The following is a 16,375-nucleotide window of genomic DNA, read 5'->3' as shown; positions in this document are numbered from 1 at the left end:
ACAAGGGAGGGGACAAGATGAGCCACAAACTCCGATTCGGAATTGCTGCGGGCGCGCTGCTGGCGGCATGCGCAGGCAGCAGCCTGGCCGCCGCGCCGCTGCTGGCGCACTGGGGCCTGGACGAGCAGGGCGGCGCGCAAGCGCTGGAGTCCGTGTCCGGACGGCGCGACCAGGTCAACTACGTATTCAACCGGGCGCGCTACAAGCCGGATTCGGCGCCGCAGTGGCGCGCGGCGGGAAGCTGCATCCGCGAGGGCTGCCTGCTGTTCGACGGCTACTCGACCGACATCGCGGCGCCTGCCTTGAGCGCAGGCCAGCTGGCGCAAGGCTTTACGCTGAGCGCCTGGGTGGCGCCGCACGCCTTCGAGTGGGGCGATGGCGGCCACTACTCGGCTTTCCTGAGCCAGTTCGACGCCGGCACGCAGAAGGGCTTCTCGTTCGGCATGCAGCGCTTCGGCACCTGGGGCGTCAAGCTTGGCTTCGGCGAGGTGATTGCCGATGTGCGCGTGAAGGACCACAAGCTGCCGCGCGACGCGTGGTCGCACGTGGCGGCCAGCTACGACGCCGTCCGGCACCGGGTGGCGCTGTTCCTCAATGGCGAACGGGTGGCCGAGGCGGCCGCGCCGGCGGACGCCGTCTTCACCCTGCCGCGCCGGCCGCTGACGATAGGGCGGTATTCGCAGCCGGAGCAGGTCGGCGGCGTATTCAAGCTCAATACCTTCCTCGGCCTGATGGATGAAGTGCGCATTGCCGCCGGGCCGTCGGACGCGGCCGCCGTGGCGCGCGGCATGCAGGCCGACCTGGCCCGGCGCGGCGGCAAGGCGCCGCAGCTGTCGCTGGCGGACATGCGGGTTCCCGCGTCCGCCTTCGACGGCGACCGCCACCGCCCGCAGTACCACCTGATGCCGGACGCCGGCTGGATGAATGAGCCGCACGCGCCGTTCTACTACGGCGGGCAGTACCACCTGTTCTTCCAGAAGAACCCCTTCGGCCCGTTCTGGCACCAGATCCACTGGGGGCATTGGGTCAGCGCCGACATGGTGCGCTGGCGCGAGCTGCCGATTGCGCTGGCGCCGGAGGACGACGGGCTGGCCACGGACGGCATCTGGTCCGGCAGCGCCGCCTACGCGGCAGACGGTACGCCGGTGCTGTTCTTCACCGCCGGGAACGACAGTGCCAAACCCAACCAGCGCACCGGAATCGCTGTGCCGCAGGACTTGCGCGATCCGGACCTGGCGCGCTGGAGCAAGTATCCGGCGCCGGTGACGCTGCAGGCCGAAGGCCAGGGACGCCACGGCGAATTCCGCGATCCCTTCGTGTTCCGCGACGGGGCGCGCCAGCGCTGGTTCCAGCTCGTGGGCTCGGCGCTGCCGGGCGGCAGCGGCACGGCCCTGGTGTATGAATCGGCCGACTTGCGCAACTGGACGCCGCGCGGCCCGCTGTTTTCGATCGACGCCAAGCGCTTCCCCGGCTTCGACGCCACCTGGGAGCTGCCGGTGCTGCTGCCGGTGGGGAAGGGCGCGGACGGGCGCGAGCGCCATGTATTCCTCAACGACGTGCGCGGCCAGGCCTACTACTGGACCGGCGTGTTCGACGCGCAGAGTGCCCGCTTCACGCCGGACGTGGAGGCGCCGCGCACCTTCGATGTCGGCCAGGGCCACTTCTCGGGACCGAGCGGATTCGTCGACCCGAAGACGGGGCGCAGTATTGTGTTCTCCATCGCACAGGGCGAGCGCACGCTGCGCGACGAATGGGATGCCGGCTGGGCGCACAACGCGGGCTTGCCGGTCACGCTGTCGCTGGGCGCCGATGGCGAGCTGCGGCTGGCGCCGATCAGCGAACTGGCCAGTCTGCGCCGGCAGCTGCTGCTCGACCTGCGCGACGCCAGTGCAGGCGACGCAGCCGCAGCGCTGGCCGCCGTGCACGGCGACGCGCTGGAGATCGAATTGGAAATCGCGCCGTCCGGGACGGCCGGCAGGCGCGGCATGCGCTTGCGGGTGGCGCCGGGACAGGCGGCGCTGACCGACCTGTACGTCGATACCGCGCGCGGCAGGCTGGAGATCGACCGCACGCGCACTTCGGACCAGCGTGCCTACGGCGTGCAGGGCGGGGCGCTCGACGTGAAAGGCGAGCCGCTGCGCATGCGGATCTTCCTCGACCGTTCGATGGTGGAGGCCTATGTCAACGAACGCAAGAGCCTGACCAGCCGCATTTACACGGAGCGCGCGGACGCCGACGGACTGGCGCTGCTGGCCGAGGCCGGCGACCGTATCGTCTCGCTCAGGATCTGGGCGATGGGCATGGCAGGCACTGCGGCCACGGCGGGCACGGCAAGTAAAGGAAATTGAGATGGCATCGATTGCACTGCAGGGCGTCGCCAAGACCTACCCTGGCAAGGAGGCGCAGTACATTCTGCGCGACGTGGGCTTCACCATCGAAGATGGCGAGTTTGTGGTTCTGGTAGGCCCGTCGGGCTGCGGCAAGTCCACGCTGCTGCGCATGATCGCCGGGTTGGAAGAGATCAGCGCGGGCGAGATCGGCATCGCCGGCGAGCGCGTCAACGAGACGCCGCCGGCCAAGCGCGGCCTGGCCATGGTGTTCCAGAGCTATGCGCTGTACGCGCACATGACGGTGTTCGACAACATTGCCTTCGGCCTGAAGCTGGCGCGGGTGCCAAAAGCCGAGATCAAGGCTTCGGTGCAGGCGGTGGCGAAGATGCTGCAGATGGAGCACCTGCTGGAACGCAGGCCTCCGCAGCTGTCGGGCGGCCAGCGGCAGCGCGTCGCCATCGGCCGCGCCATCGTGCGCAAGCCGCGCGCCTTCCTGTTCGACGAACCGCTGTCCAACCTGGACGCCGCGCTGCGTGCGGACATGCGGGTGGAGATCGCCCGCCTGCACAAGTCACTGGGCGCCACCATGGTGTACGTGACGCACGACCAGGTGGAGGCCATGACGCTGGCCGACCGCATCGTGGTGCTGGGACCGTCAGGCGTGCAGCAGATCGGCGCGCCCATGCACTTGTACCACAAGCCGGCCAACGTCTTCGTGGCGGGCTTTATCGGCAGCCCGAAAATGAACCTGATGCCGGGGCAGCTGGACGCGGCGGGCCGCTTGCGGATAGGCGCGGCGTGCCTGGACTGGCGGGCGCCGGCGCCTGCCGACGGAGGCGGCATTGGCAACGTCAACGCCAACGGCAGCGCGGGCGCCGGTGCGCCGGCGCAGCTCACCGTCGGCATCCGGCCCGAACATCTGCAAGCCGATCCGAACGGCGCCATCGAAGGCGAAGTGCTGCTGGTCGAGCGCCTGGGCGCCGAGTCCTATGTGCACCTGGCGGTGCCGGCCCTGGACAAGCCGCTGATGGTGGTGGTGCAGGAGGACCCGCCTGAGGCCGGGACGCGCTGGCGCGTCAGCCCCGTGGCGGGCCGGGTCCATGTGTTCGGACCGGACGGGTGCCGCATTGAAGCGGCGCCGCATGAAAACAATTCAGCCGGCGCTTCGTCCGGCGTAGCGGAGGTTGCATGATAGTCGTATGTGGAGAGGCGCTGTTCGATGTGTTCAACGACGGCGATACGGGCGACGGCTACGCGCTGTCGGCGCGCGTGGGCGGCTCGCCGTTCAACCTGGCGATCGGCCTGGCGCGCCTGGGGGCGCACCCCATGTTCTTCGGCGGCTTGTCGAATGACATGTTCGGCCGCAAGCTGGCCGGCACGCTGGAGCGCGAAGGTGTCGACCTGTCCTGCGCCCCAAGGCCGGCGGCGGCCACCGCGCTGGTCACGATCGACGTGGACGCGGCCGGAGTGCCGGCCTACACCCTGTACGGCACGGGAACAGCCGAACGCGCCCTGGCATTGTCCGACCTGGAGCGCGTGCCGGCCGATGCCGCCGCCGTCCACGTCGGCTCCTACTGCATGGCCGTGGAGCCGGTGGCCAGCGTCACGCGCGCGCTGGTCGCCCGCCAGCAGGGGCGCAGCCTGATCGCCTTCGATCCCAACGTGCGCCTGACGATACAGCCGGAGCGCGCGGTCTGGACGGAGGCGGTGGCCTGGATGCTGCCGCGCACGGACCTGCTGAAGATCAGCGACGAGGACTTGCACCACCTTTATCCGGACCTGTCGCCGCAGGAGTTCATCGCGATCGCGCTGCGCGCCGGCGTGGCGCTGGTGGTGGTCACGCGCGGGGGGCAGGGCGTGCTGGCGGCGACGGCCGCACTGGCACCGTTCGAGCTGGCCGCGCCCAGGGTCGACGTGGTCGACACGGTCGGCGCCGGCGACACCTTCCAGGCTGCGCTGCTGTCCCATCTGTCCCGCCACGGCCTGCTGAAGCGCAGCGCGCTCGTTGCGCTCGACGCGCCGGCGCTGCGGGCCGCGCTCGAATTCGCCGGCGCGGCGGCGGCGCTCACCTGCGAGCGGCGCGGCGCCGACATGCCGCGCCTGAAGGAGGTGCCGACGCAGGAGTGATGAGTTGCAGCTGTGATGACAACGTTAGACAACGCAAATTTCGCCCGGGCCGCCGCAGGTGGCCTGATAATCATAAAAGGAGATACAGCATGAACCAATCGATCACCCGTTACATCAGCCGCTCGGCGGCACTGGCCATCTGCCTGGCGCCGGCGCTGGTGTTTGCGCAGCAGCAGGGCAGCGCGGCACCCGGCGCCGCCGTCCCGGCCACGGTCCCGGCCACCGCCGCGCAGCCATCCGCCGACGCCGCGCCCGCCGTCGATCCATCGACGGTGGTCATCGTCACCGGCGTGACCAGGACCACCACCAAGAAGAACGCCACCTTCTCGATCAACACCCTGGGCAGCGAGGAGATCCAGCGCCTCGCCCCGATGAGCACAGCGGACCTGCTGGCCAACTTCCCCGGCATTTACTCCGAAGGCAGCAGTGCCGGCGAAGCGAGCAACAACATCACCGTGCGCGGCCTGCCGGTCACCGGCGGCTACCGCTACGCGCCGCAGCTGGTGGACGGCCTGCCGGCTTACGAAGAGCCTGAGGCGCCGTTCATGAACAACGACGTGTTCGTGCGCGACGACCTGATGACCGAGAGCGTGGAGGTGGTGAAGGGCGGTCCGGGCGGCATCCTGTACTCGAATGGCCTGGGCGCCACCGTCAACCACGTCACGCGCACCGGCGGCGACCGCCTGGCCGGCGGCTACAAGGTGGAGTATGCGGACTATGGCTTCCTGCGCCAGGACGCGTTCATATCCGGCCCGCTCGCCCGCAACCTGACCGGTGCGGTCGGCGGCTTCTACCGCCGCAGCGACGGCGTGCGCGACACCGGCTACACCGCGGACCGCGGCGGCCAGGTGCGGGGCAACCTGGTCTACACCAGCGACGACCGCAAGACCACCGCCCGCGCCGACGCGCTGCTCATCAACGACCGCACGGCCTTCTTCCAGAACCTGCCGATCTCGGTGCCGCGCTTCAGCAATCCGGGCACCCCGGCCAATCCGACCCGGATCGAGCAGGACACGATACAGCCGCTGGGCATCGACTTCGCCCACGGCACCACGGCCTCGCCCTACAACCGCCGCTTCAACATGATAGGCGAGTACGGCACCCGCACCATCGACCAGGCCGACGGCATCCACCCCAACTTCAGGATGTTCACGCTGAGCGGCTCGCACGAGCTGGCGGACGGCTGGAAGGTCTCGGCCGGGCTGCGCCACACCGAGGGCAGCAGCGGCTTCAACGCGGTCTTCACCGGCAACGACACGGCCACGGCCAGCAACTTCCTCAATGCGCGCTACCAGAACGACGTGATCTCGCCGGCGCACGGCGCGGCGCTGGCCTGCAACCTGAACAACGCCAAGCTGATCGGCTACTTCAATGTCCCGGCCAGCAATGCCTGCGCGGCGTTCGCCAATATCAGCCGCGAGGACTTCATCAGGAAATACGGCAAGGCGGCGGGCGTGGCGGGCCGCTACCTGAACGACGGCAGCCCGGTGCCGTCCAGCGCCAACCTGAACTTCCAGGTGCCGTTCATTGCCGATACCGACGCGTCCAGCACGTCGCTGGACCTGAAGACCCAGAAGTCCTTCCAGTTCCAGGGCGCGCACGACCTGACCTTCGGCGTCTACAAGAGCCGCTACAACTACGCGCCCAACTTCCAGGCCGGGCTGCTGGTGACCGACGTGGCAGCACAGTCGCGTCCCGTGGACCTGACCGTGGTCGACGCGCAGGGCCGGCAGGTCGGCCCCAGCCTGACGACGGGCAGCGCCATCCTGCCGGGCTGGTTCGGCTTCGTCAGCCAGATCCATGGCGACGGCAACGCCGCCTATTTGCTGGACCACTGGGAGACCATGGGCAACAAGCTGAAGGTGGACGCGGGCGTGCGCTGGCAGGACCTCAAGGCCGGCGTGACGCGGCGCGACCGCAACGTCAGCACCGACCTGACGCCGCCGAACGTGGTGCCCGGCTCCATCCAGGACACGGCGGCCGACAACGAGATCAGCTTGCCGGGCGACCCGCATACGCTGAGCAAGACCTTCCGCGCGGTGGGCTGGTCGCTGGGCGCCAACTACAGCTTCAGCAAGGCGTTTGCCGTGTATGGCCTGGCTTCCAGCTCGTTCCGCCTGCCCAGCCTGCAGGACCTGAACGACCTCAGTACCGCAGGCGCCACCGTGGTCAATGGCCAGACCGTCGAGATCAGCGCGGTTGAGCGCATACGCCAGTACGAGATGGGCCTGCGCTACCTGACGCGCGGCTTCGGCGCCTCGGTGGCGGCCTTCTACAACAACTTCTCGCCACGCAGTTCGGTCAACATCTACCGCGACATCACGTCCGGCACTTGCGCCACGCAAGGCGGCGTCACGCAGATCAATTCCTGCCCCGAAGTGGCGCAGCTGTACAAGCGCGGGGTGCGCAACATCGGCGCCGAGGTGGAGCTGAGCTGGCGCCCGGCCACCATCGACGGCCTGGAGTTGAAGGGCAACGTGGTGCTGCAGAACCCCAAGGTCACCGGCGCCAACTACACCGTCACACAGGAGGACAAGGATGCGCAGGGCGTGATCAGCGGCTACCACTACGTGCAGATCAGCGAGGACGGCCGCCGTCCGCGCCGCCTGCCGAAAGTGATGGTCAACCTGATGCCGTCGTTCGACCTGAAGCCGCTGACGGACGTGCCGGTCAGCGTCTATGCGCAGTACCAGTACTACGGTTCGCGCTACTCGGAGGCGACCGATACCAACGTCACCCTGTACCCGGCCTACCACATCGTCAACGCCGGCGCGCAGTACCAGGTCAGCGAGCGGTGGCGCGCGCACCTGCACGTGGCCAACCTGACCAACCAGCTGTCGTTCACCGAGGGCGACCCCTTGTTCAACGATCTGCTGTCGCCGGACGGCACGCGTAACCGCGGCGTGGCCAGGCCGCTCTTTGGCCGCACCATCCGCTTCAGCATGACGTATATGTTCTAAGCAGGGCACGCTGCGGGCGCCGCGCGGACTGCGAAGCAGTCCGGCGGCGCCTTTTTTCGTTTTCAACGCACCAATTTCGTGCGAATTTGTGCAAATATAGACGGCTCAGTAACTTTTAAACGTCTTCCTATGAAAACCACGCTTTCCAGTCTCCTGTTCAGTGTCGGCCTGCTGGCCTTTGCGCCGGGCGCCAGCCATGCAGCCAAGGCGGCTGTTCCCGCCACGCCGGAAAAAATGAACCAGATCTACGCGGAGTACTGGGAAGAGTATTCAAAGGCGAATCCGATTTCCGCCACCTTCAACGGCGACAACCGCTTCAACGACCGCTTCGGCCCCGTCACGTCGAAAGAAGCGCTGGCCGAGCGCAAGCGCCTGGCCGACAAATACCTGGCCCGCACGGCCGAATTCGATCCCGCCAGGCTGGGCGCCGAAGACCGTATCAGCTACGATCTGCTGCGCTACAAGCTGCAGCAGTCGCTGGACGACATGCGCTTCCCTTCCCAGCTGATTCCCATCAACCAGACCTTCAGCCTGCACCTGCTGTTCGCGCAGCTGGGCTCCGGCAAACTGGCGCAGCCTTTCGCCACCGTGAAGGATTACGACAACTGGCTGGCGCGCGCGGCCAGTTTCGCCCCGGCGGCCGACGCGATGATCGCGGACATGCGCGCCGGCATGGCGCGCGGCGTGGTGCAGCCCAAGATCGTCACCAAGCAGATCCTGCCGCAGCTGGAGAACCTGGGCACGTCCGACCTGTCCAAGAGTGTCTACATGGCGCCGGTGCGCCAGTTCCCGCAGGACTTCAGCGAGGCCGACAAAACCCGCCTCACCGCCGCCTATTCGAAGCTGGTGAGCGAGCAGATTGCGCCGGCCTACCAGCGCCTGCTGGCGTTCATGCGCGACAGCTACCTGCCGGCCAGCCGCGAAACGGTGGGCCTGGGCGCGCTGCCGGAAGGGAAAGCGTGGTACGACGCCAAGGTGCGCAGCTCGACCACCACTTCGCTGACGGCGGACGAGATCCACACCATCGGCCTGAATGAAGTGGCCCGTATCCGCGCGCTGTTCGAGCAGGCAAAGGAGCGCGTCGGCTTCAAGGGCACGCTGAAGGAGTTCTTCGTGCATCTGAATACGGCGCCGGAACAGCGCTTCAGCACCCGCGAGCAGATCCAGGCCGCGTATGAAAGCCTGCGCCCGCGCGTGGAAGCGAAGACGCCGCAGTTCTTCGGCAAGATCCCGAAGACGCCGTTCGAAGTGCGCCCGGTGGAATCGTTCCGCGAAGTAAGCGCCGCGCCGGCGCAGTACTATCCGGGGCTGCCGGACGGTTCGCGTCCCGGCGTCTTCTACTACAACGCCTACAAGCCCGAGACCCGCACACGCTTCACCACGGTGGCCTTCTTCCTGCATGAAGCCATTCCGGGCCACCATTTCGAGATCAGCCTGGCCAAGGAGCAGGCCGGCTTCCCGGCCTTCCGCCGCAACGAAGGCACCGGCGCGTTCAGCGAAGGCTGGGGCCTGTACAGCGAGATGCTGGGCCAGGAGATGGGCTTGTACGACGATCCATGGCAATGGTGCGGCCGCCTGTCGGCCGAGATCTGGCGCGCGGTGCGCCTGGTGGTCGATACCGGCATCCATGCCAAGGGCTGGACGCGCGAGCAGGCCATTGCCTACTTCATCGACAACGTGCCGCAGAACGAAGTGGTGGCGGTGCAGGAAGTGGAACGCTACATCGCCGCGCCGGGCCAGGCATTGAGCTACAAGATCGGCGAATTGAAACTGCGCGAACTGCGCGCGCGCGCCGAGAAGCAGCTGGGCGCGAAGTTCGACCTGCGCGCCTTCCACGACGAAGTACTGTCGCACGGCTCCGTGCCGCTCAGCGTGCTGGAAGCGGCAGTGGACCGCTGGCTGGCGGCACAGAAGGGCGGCTGAGCGGTTCAGGCAAGGTTGTTTTTTTCGGCGTTTCACTAAACGATGAAAGGTTCAACATGGAAAAGCGTGGCGTGGAGTTTACAGCGAGGACTGACGATGCCCAGTCGGTGAATGACAGGCTGCTGGCGTACCAGCTGGCCTTGTTGCCGCAATTCGGCCCCAATTGGCACCGGCACAGCATGGTGGGGATGAAGGTGGAGGCCCTGGCGCGTACGTTGTACTATGCAGAGCTGTACAGGAAGATCATCACCGTGCCCGGGGTCATCTGCGAGTTCGGCGTGCAATGGGGCGCCACGCTGGCCGAACTGATCAACCTGCGCAGCATCCATGAACCTTTCAACCACAGCCGCGTCATTTACGGCTTCGACACCTTCGAGGGCTTCACTTCGGTGAGCGAGGAGGACGGCGGCTACTCCAGGCTGGGCGACTACGCATCCACCGACAAGTATGAAGAAACGCTGGAGGCCATCCTCAGCCTGCACGAAGCGGCCGCACCCATGTCGCATATCAGGAAGTTCGAGCTGATCAAAGGCGACGCGAGCGTAACGGTGGGGCGCTGGCTGAGCGACAACGCGCACGCCATCGTGTCGATGGCGATCTTCGACATGGACCTGTACAAACCCACGCGCGACGTTCTGGCGCAGTTGATACCCCGCTTCACCAAAGGCACGCTGCTGGTGTTCGATGAGCTCAACTGCAAGCACTTTCCGGGTGAAACGGCGGCACTGGCCGAGGTGATCGGACTGAACAACCTTCGCCTGCAGCGTATGCCGAGCCAGCCATTCAGCTCCTGGGCAGTGTGGGGCGAGCCCTAGGCGCGCACGGCGCTACTGCCGTTGCTTGATCTGGCGTACCACCGCTTCCACTACCGGCCCCACCTCGTGGATGATGTCGACCAGGGTTTCCTTCGGAATGCCGAGCTTCTTGGCCCAGTATGCCACTTCCCATTCCTTATCCACGTGAATGCGCGAACGGTCCCGCTGAAACAGATCTACTAAATTTTCCGCCATGTGTGCTCCATATTTCAGGGGCATCACTATAGCGGGACCGGATGCTGGCTTCTGTGCGATAACGCACATTTCGCAAAAATGGATAATCGCGGTTAGAATACGTCGTTTTCATCTCCATAAGATTCCCACCGTGCTACGTCGCGTGCTGCCCCTGCTGATCGCCTACCTGTTGCTGATGTCGCAACAGGTCGCGCTGTCGCACGGCTATACGCACTGGGTGCCGATGCAAAAGGCGCTCAGCGGCGAGGTGCGCGCGCAGGCCGGCGCCATGCCGGAAACCACGCTGGTCGATCACATCTGCCTGCAGTGCGTGAGCGCGGCGGAACTGGCTTTCGCCGTTTCCAGCCCGCCGCTGCGCTTTGAAGCGCCAGACAGCCGGGCTGTGCTGGCTGCACAGTTGTTCGTGCAAACGCGCGAGCGCGTCGCCACGGTAGTATTCCAATCCAGGGCTCCCCCCGTCCTCTGACAAAAAAACCGATCCAGCCAGGCATGCGCGCCGGGAAGGCGCGCGTCCGCTTTACGTCTTTTTTGTTTTGAGGTTCCTATGATGTTTACCCGTACCCTGATCGCTACGGCGGTCCTGTCCGTCATTTCGTCCGCCGCTTTTGCGCAGTCCAGCGACGCGGTTGTTCCCCAAGTGCTGGTCACCGCCAGCCCGTTCAAAACCGCCGAGGGCGACCAAATCCTGACCCCCGCCAAAGTGCTGGCCGGCGACGAGCTGCGCGACAAGATGGGCAGTTCGCTGGGCGACACCTTGTCGCAGGAACTGGGCGTGTCGGCTTCGGCCTTCGGCGCCGGCGCCTCGCGCCCCATCATCCGCGGCCTGGAAGGCGCCCGCGTCAAGATGCTGGAAAACGGCATGGCGGTGTCGGACGTGTCCGGCCTGTCGAACGACCACGCGGTGGCGGCCGAGGGCGCGGTGGCGCGCCAGGTGGAGATCCTGCGCGGCCCGGCGGCGCTGCTGTACGGTTCCGGCGCCATCGGCGGCTTGGTCAACGTGGTCAACGAACGCATTCCGACCGCGCTGGAGAAAAAGCCCACCGGCCAGATCGAGGCGCGCTACAGCACCGTGGACAGCGGCAAGAACCTGTCCGGCACGGCCGACGGCGCGGTGGGCCAGTTCGCCCTGCATGTGGACGGCAACCTGCGCAACGCGGACGACTACAAGATTCCCGAGAACCGCGTGGTCAACGATCCGGATTCGGCTTCCGGCCGCCTGCCGCACTCCGCGACGCGCGAACGCAACGTCGGCCTGGGCGGCTCGTATATCGCCGACTGGGGCTTCGTGGGCGCCTCCGTATCGCACCTGGACAACCTGTACGGCATCCCGAGCGACGAAGGCTCGAAGATCGACCAGAAGCAAACCCGCTACGACATCGACAGCCTGGTGCGCAAGCCGTTCGACGGCTTCGAGAGCTTCAAGTTCAAGGCCGGCTACACCTCGTATGAACACGCGGAGCTGGACGACGAGAATGCGCCCGTCGTTATCTTCAACAACCGTTCGCTGGAAACGCGCGCCGAACTGTCGCACACCCCCATCGCCGGCATGCGCGGCACCTTCGGCGTGCAGACCGAGAACACCCACTTCTCTGCGCTCAGCCCCGAAGGCGCGGCCGACACCGTGCCGGTCACGCACTCGACGTCCCGCGCTGCCTTCCTGGTGGAAGAGGCCAAGGTGGGCGACTTCCTGCTCAGCGGCGGCGCGCGCCTGGAATCGGTGAAGCGCAAGCCGGTCACGGGCCTGGACCGCTCCTTCAACCTGAGCTCCGGATCGCTGGGCACGCTGTGGGCCTTCGCGCCCGGCTACGGCGCCGGCGCCACCTTCTCGTACGCCCAGCGCGCGCCCGCCACCGAAGAGCTATACTCCGGGGGGCCGCACGACGCCACCGTCACGTTCGATGTCGGCAACCCGGACTTCAAGAAGGAAGCCTCGCGCAACATTGAACTGAGCGTGCAGAAGACCACGGGCCTGGTGCGCTGGAAGGCCAATGTCTACCGCAACAAGGTGCGCGACTTCATCTATGGCCATATCACCGGCAATCTGCTGGACGAGGAAGGCAACCCTGGCGACGAACTGCGCGAGCGCATCTTCGAGCAGGCCAACGCCACCATCAAGGGCGCGGAGGCCGAGATCACCTACAACGCGCAGGGCGCCGGCTGGTCGGGCCGCCTGTTCGCCGATACCTCCCGGGGCACGCTGGACAACGCCGGCAGCCTGCCGCTGCAGCCGGCCACGCGCTTCGGCGCCAGCGTGGGCTACCGCGAAGGCGCATGGCGCGGCGGACTGTCGCTGGTGCACGCGGACGGCCAGGATCGCCTGGCTTCATTCGAAACCACGCCAACTGCATCCTACAACCAGCTGAACGCCAACTTCTCCTACACCCAGAAGCTGGGCAGCCAGGATGTGACGTGGTTCGTGCTGGCGAAGAACCTGCTGAACGACGACATCCGCATGTCCACGTCGGTGCTGAAGGATATTGCGCCTCTGCCGGGCCGCAATATCGTACTGGGCGTGCGCACCAAGTTCTGACCGGTTCGCAGCATGGCCGCTTGATGGCCGCTTGAAAGGGCGGCCATGCCGGAACCGTGCCGCTTGCTCAGTTATTTTTCGCCTGCCAGGTGTAGGGACCGATAATGGTGCCCACGAAACCGCCTGCCTTGCGGGTCGAGAGCAGGGTGGCGTCCACCTTGTCCGCCAGCGTCGCCGATTTCCCCGCCACCGTGTAGCTGAAGGCCATGTTGCCGCCGTCCGCCTGCATGGTCAGCGTGACAGTGTCGCCCGTCAGCGGGGCGCTGGCCACCAGCACATCTTCTTTCGATTTGGCCCGCGTGTACAGGGCCACCACGTTCTTGCCCGCGATGCGGCTGATGCCGTAGAACAGGTTGGACTCGTCGCTCTGGTAGGCGAGCAGGCCCGCGCGGTCGCCGTCGTGTTCGGGGCGGAAGCTCACTGTAGTGACCACCTTGGCGTTGTGGTGCTGCTGGCGGCGGCCGATAAACGACGGTGTGCTGGCCAGGTCGCCCAGCTGCCCGCCGGGCGCCAGCACCAGCTGGCCCTTTTCCAGTTTGTAGAACGGCACGGCGGGCGTGCGCACGCCTATCCATTGCTCCGACAAGGCGCTGCCGGTGAATTCGTCGGTGTAGCTGATGTCGCCCGAGAAGGGCAAGGCTGGCTGCGGCTGCGGCTGCGGCGGCAGGTTCGGCTTGGGGGCGGTGAAGGGAATGCGCTTGCCCGCTTCCAGCACCATGGGCCAGCCGTCCTTCCACGTCACCGGCAGCAGGAAGGTTTCGCGGCCGATGTTGTACAGGTCAGGGCCGTAGGGGCGCGTGGCCAGGAAGGTGGCCCACCAGTCGCCGTTCTGCGTCTGCACGAACTTGGCGTGGCCGGCCGAGGTGACCGGGTTGGCGCGCTGGCCGTCCAGCGAGCGCTGGCTCAGGATGGGGTTATGCTCGTGGGGCGTGAACGGGCCGCGCACGCTGGTGGAACGGAACACGACCTCGGAGTGCTGGTCGCCGGTGCCGCCTTCGGCTGCGATCAGATAGTAGTAGACGCCGCGCTTGAGCAGATGCGGGCCTTCGATCCAGATCGGCTTGGCGGCGATGTCCACGCCGCCGTTGACGAGCAGCGTGCGCTCGCCCACCATGGACAGCGTCTTCGGATCGAACTCCTGCACCCAGATGGCGCGGTGGCCGTCGTAGCGTGGCTTCTCGATCGGGTCGCCATTGTTCACCATATAGGCCTTGCCGTCCGTATCCCAGAAGATGGACGGGTCGATGCCGCCGAATTTCACGGGCTTGGGATCGGACCAGGGGCCGGCGGGGTTGGACGCGGTCATCACCACGTTGCCGCCGCAATCGACGCAGGTGGTGACGACGTAGAAGGTGCCGTTGTTGTACGAGATGTCCGGCGCGTAGATGCCGCGCGACGAGCGCAGGCCCTGGAAGTTGAATTGGCCGGGGCGGTCGATGGCGTTGCCGATCTGCTGCCAGCTCACCAGGTCGCGCGAGCGGAATATCGGCAGGCCGGGGAAGTTGGTGAACGAGGAGTTGATGAGGTAGTAGTCCTCGCCCACGCGGGTGATCGAGGGGTCCGGGTAGTAGCCGGACAGGATGGGGTTGCGGAATTCGTTTGCCGCCGGCTGCGCTTGTTCCTGCGCGCGGCCCTCGTAGCTGAAGCGTTCAAAGCGGGCGTCTCCTGCCTGCGCGGCGGTGGCGAACAGCACCGCGAGCAGTTGTACGTATTTCAGTCTCATTGTTGTCGTCTCGTTGTTGTCTCGTTGTTGATATCTACCATGTGGTGCTGCATAATGAATAGCGCTAACATTCGCATCCTGCCGCAACCACAACAATACGTCAACAGGAGACACAATGAATCGACTTCGCCTCAGCGCCGCTGCCGCATGGATGGCCGCGCTGTGCCTGGGCGCCGCCGCTGCCGACAATGGCAACGGCAGTTACACCAATCCGCCGCTGTATGCCGACTATCCCGATCCGGACATCATTCGCGTTGGCGAGGACTTTTATTTTGTCACCACCACCTTTGCCAACAGCCCGGGCCTTACGCTGCTGCAGTCCAGGGACCTGGTGAACTGGAGCTTCGTATCGCACCTGGTGCCGCGCCTGGATGGCGACGAGCGTTTCGACCTGAAGCAGGGCGGCGCCTACCGCCACGGCATGTTCGCCGCCAGCCTGCGCCATCATGCGGGCATGTTCTACGTGGCGGTGACGCCGGTGAACCAGAACACGCGCATTTACTACAGCAAGGACATCAAGGGACCGTGGGCGTATCACACGCTGGACCGCGCCGCTTTCGACCCGGCCCTGTTCTTCGAGCCGGACGGCAAGGCTTATATCGCCACCTCCGGCGGCTGGGACGGCACGGTGAACCTGCTGGCCCTCAGCGGCGATTATTCCCGGGTGGTGGACGCGCGCAAGATTCACTATTACAAGGGTGCGGAGGGCTCCAAGCTGGTCAAGCGCGGCGAGTACTACTACCTGTTCAACGCGCTGCCGGGCAAGCTGGCGCTGATCGTGTCGCGCGCAAAGAGCCTGTATGGGCCGTGGGAGTCGCGCCCGCAGATTGACGACCGCAGCGGCGGGCACCAGGGTGCGATTGTCGATCTGCCGGATGGGAACTGGTACGGCTTCGTGATGGTGGACGCAGGGCCAATAGGGCGTATGACGAATATCAGTCCGATCTTCTGGGAGGACGACTGGCCGGTGTGGGGCACGAAGGAGGCGCCGGGGCGCGTGCCGGCGTCGGCGGTCAAGCCCGTGCAGGGTAAGCCGGCGCAGGGCAAGGCGCTGGCGGCGTCGGACGATTTCGGCGCGCCGGTGCTGGGACTGCAGTGGCAGTGGAATCACAATCCGGTGGACAGCCGCTGGTCGCTGAGCGAGCGGCCTGGCTTCCTGCGGTTGAAGCCCACCGAGGCCGACGAGTTCTGGACCGCGCGCAATACGTTGACGCAGAAAGGGCAGGGACCGTGGAGCCGCGGCGTGGTGGCGCTGGACGTGAGCCATGTGAAGGAAGGCGATGTGTGCGGCTTCGGCACGCTGGGTAAGTACAACGGGCATATCGCCGTGGTCGGCGGCGCGGACGGCAAGCTGGCGCTGCGCATGCAGGTCATTGAGGACACGCTGACCGGCCGGCAGGCGGAGGTGCGGGTGCCTTCACTGCCATTGCCGTTGTCGGCGTTGGCATCGGCATCGGCCGGCAAACTGTGGCTGCGCACCGATATGGACTTCAGGACGAATATGGCGGAAGTGGCGTACAGCGTGGACGGCAAGGCGTGGCACGGGCTGGGCGGCAGCTTCAAGCTAGGCTACGACTGGCGCACTGGCACTTTCCAGGGGCAGCAGTATGCGCTGTTCTGCTACAACCCGCAGCCCGGCGCGGGCTACCTCGACGTGGACAGCTTCGAGTTTACCCGCGCCGACGCGCCGCCCGCCACGATGCCCTAACCTGCGCCGGGCAGCGCGGGCGCGCAGGCAGCCGGGCGAGCGGCGGAGCACGCAAGCGGCAAGC

11 protein-coding genes are annotated in these 16,375 nt (G+C 66.4%); 9 read left to right on the top strand and 2 right to left on the bottom strand.

What is annotated here, in order from left to right:
• The first annotated feature begins 17 nt into the window (after nucleotides 1-17).
• The 6 genes from ACFJI2_RS11790 to ACFJI2_RS11765 all read left to right on the top strand — a co-directional run bounded on the left by ACFJI2_RS11790 (nucleotide 18) and on the right by ACFJI2_RS11765 (nucleotide 10,155).
• Nucleotides 18-2,348, top strand: a complete 2,331-nt coding sequence (locus ACFJI2_RS11790; protein ID WP_377705169.1) for a GH32 C-terminal domain-containing protein — start codon at nucleotides 18-20, stop codon at nucleotides 2,346-2,348.
• A 1-nt stretch (nucleotide 2,349) separates the two neighbouring features.
• Entirely contained in the window at nucleotides 2,350-3,522 is a 1,173-nt protein-coding gene (locus tag ACFJI2_RS11785) for an ABC transporter ATP-binding protein (protein WP_377705168.1), read from the top strand.
• Nucleotides 3,519-4,457: a carbohydrate kinase gene (locus ACFJI2_RS11780; protein WP_377705167.1), complete on the top strand. Its 939-nt coding sequence runs from the start codon at nucleotides 3,519-3,521 to the stop codon at nucleotides 4,455-4,457. The genes ACFJI2_RS11785 and ACFJI2_RS11780 overlap by 4 nt, the downstream gene beginning before the upstream one ends.
• Nucleotides 4,458-4,546: 89 nt before the next feature.
• Nucleotides 4,547-7,417 carry a TonB-dependent receptor gene (locus ACFJI2_RS11775; protein ID WP_377705166.1) on the top strand — a complete coding sequence of 957 codons (2,871 nt, stop codon included), beginning with the start codon at nucleotides 4,547-4,549 and terminating at the stop codon, nucleotides 7,415-7,417.
• A gap of 129 nt (nucleotides 7,418-7,546) precedes the next feature.
• The gene (locus tag ACFJI2_RS11770; protein WP_377705165.1) at nucleotides 7,547-9,340 is read left to right on the top strand and encodes a DUF885 domain-containing protein; all 1,794 of its coding nucleotides are present in this window, start codon (nucleotides 7,547-7,549) and stop codon (nucleotides 9,338-9,340) included.
• 107 nt (nucleotides 9,341-9,447) lie between these two features.
• A complete protein-coding gene (locus ACFJI2_RS11765) occupies nucleotides 9,448-10,155 on the top strand; it encodes a TylF/MycF/NovP-related O-methyltransferase (RefSeq protein WP_377705164.1) in 708 nt (235 codons plus the stop codon).
• Nucleotides 10,156-10,167: 12 nt separating this feature from the next.
• On the opposite strand, the gene ACFJI2_RS11760 is transcribed toward ACFJI2_RS11765, so the two are convergent.
• Entirely contained in the window at nucleotides 10,168-10,350 is a 183-nt protein-coding gene (locus tag ACFJI2_RS11760; RefSeq protein ID WP_377705163.1) for a DUF3606 domain-containing protein, read from the bottom strand.
• 130 nt (nucleotides 10,351-10,480) lie between these two features.
• Here ACFJI2_RS11760 and ACFJI2_RS11755 point away from each other — a divergent pair, with 130 nt between their 5' ends.
• Together ACFJI2_RS11755 and ACFJI2_RS11750 are read left to right on the top strand one after the other, a co-directional pair.
• Nucleotides 10,481-10,816, top strand: a complete 336-nt coding sequence (locus tag ACFJI2_RS11755; RefSeq protein ID WP_377705162.1) for a hypothetical protein — start codon at nucleotides 10,481-10,483, stop codon at nucleotides 10,814-10,816.
• Between the two features lie 78 nt (nucleotides 10,817-10,894).
• Nucleotides 10,895-12,880: a TonB-dependent receptor gene (locus tag ACFJI2_RS11750; RefSeq protein ID WP_377705161.1), complete on the top strand. Its 1,986-nt coding sequence runs from the start codon at nucleotides 10,895-10,897 to the stop codon at nucleotides 12,878-12,880.
• Between the two features lie 67 nt (nucleotides 12,881-12,947).
• On the opposite strand, the gene ACFJI2_RS11745 is transcribed toward ACFJI2_RS11750, so the two are convergent.
• Complete coding sequence (locus ACFJI2_RS11745) at nucleotides 12,948-14,603, bottom strand: glycoside hydrolase family 43 protein (protein ID WP_377705160.1); 1,656 nt, start codon at nucleotides 14,601-14,603, stop codon at nucleotides 12,948-12,950.
• A gap of 115 nt (nucleotides 14,604-14,718) precedes the next feature.
• Here ACFJI2_RS11745 and ACFJI2_RS11740 point away from each other — a divergent pair, with 115 nt between their 5' ends.
• Nucleotides 14,719-16,311, top strand: a complete 1,593-nt coding sequence (locus ACFJI2_RS11740) for a glycoside hydrolase 43 family protein (protein ID WP_377705159.1) — start codon at nucleotides 14,719-14,721, stop codon at nucleotides 16,309-16,311.
• Nucleotides 16,312-16,375: the final 64 nt, after the last annotated feature.

The organism is Pseudoduganella sp. UC29_71, from assembly GCF_042693265.1.
Taxonomy (GTDB): domain Bacteria; phylum Pseudomonadota; class Gammaproteobacteria; order Burkholderiales; family Burkholderiaceae_D; genus Rugamonas.
The sequence above is the reverse complement of the archived record's forward strand: the minus strand, read 5'-3'. Positions and strand labels throughout refer to the sequence as shown.

Coding starts and splice junctions, on each gene's coding strand:
- ACFJI2_RS11790 (WP_377705169.1), top strand. CDS start 18: ATGAGCCACAAACTCCGATTCGGAATTGCTGCGGGCGCGCTGCTGGCG.
- ACFJI2_RS11785 (WP_377705168.1), top strand. CDS start 2,350: ATGGCATCGATTGCACTGCAGGGCGTCGCCAAGACCTACCCTGGCAAG.
- ACFJI2_RS11780 (WP_377705167.1), top strand. CDS start 3,519: ATGATAGTCGTATGTGGAGAGGCGCTGTTCGATGTGTTCAACGACGGC.
- ACFJI2_RS11775 (WP_377705166.1), top strand. CDS start 4,547: ATGAACCAATCGATCACCCGTTACATCAGCCGCTCGGCGGCACTGGCC.
- ACFJI2_RS11770 (WP_377705165.1), top strand. CDS start 7,547: ATGAAAACCACGCTTTCCAGTCTCCTGTTCAGTGTCGGCCTGCTGGCC.
- ACFJI2_RS11760 (WP_377705163.1), bottom strand. CDS start 10,350: ATGGCGGAAAATTTAGTAGATCTGTTTCAGCGGGACCGTTCGCGCATT.
- ACFJI2_RS11750 (WP_377705161.1), top strand. CDS start 10,895: ATGATGTTTACCCGTACCCTGATCGCTACGGCGGTCCTGTCCGTCATT.
- ACFJI2_RS11745 (WP_377705160.1), bottom strand. CDS start 14,603: ATGAGACTGAAATACGTACAACTGCTCGCGGTGCTGTTCGCCACCGCC.
- ACFJI2_RS11740 (WP_377705159.1), top strand. CDS start 14,719: ATGAATCGACTTCGCCTCAGCGCCGCTGCCGCATGGATGGCCGCGCTG.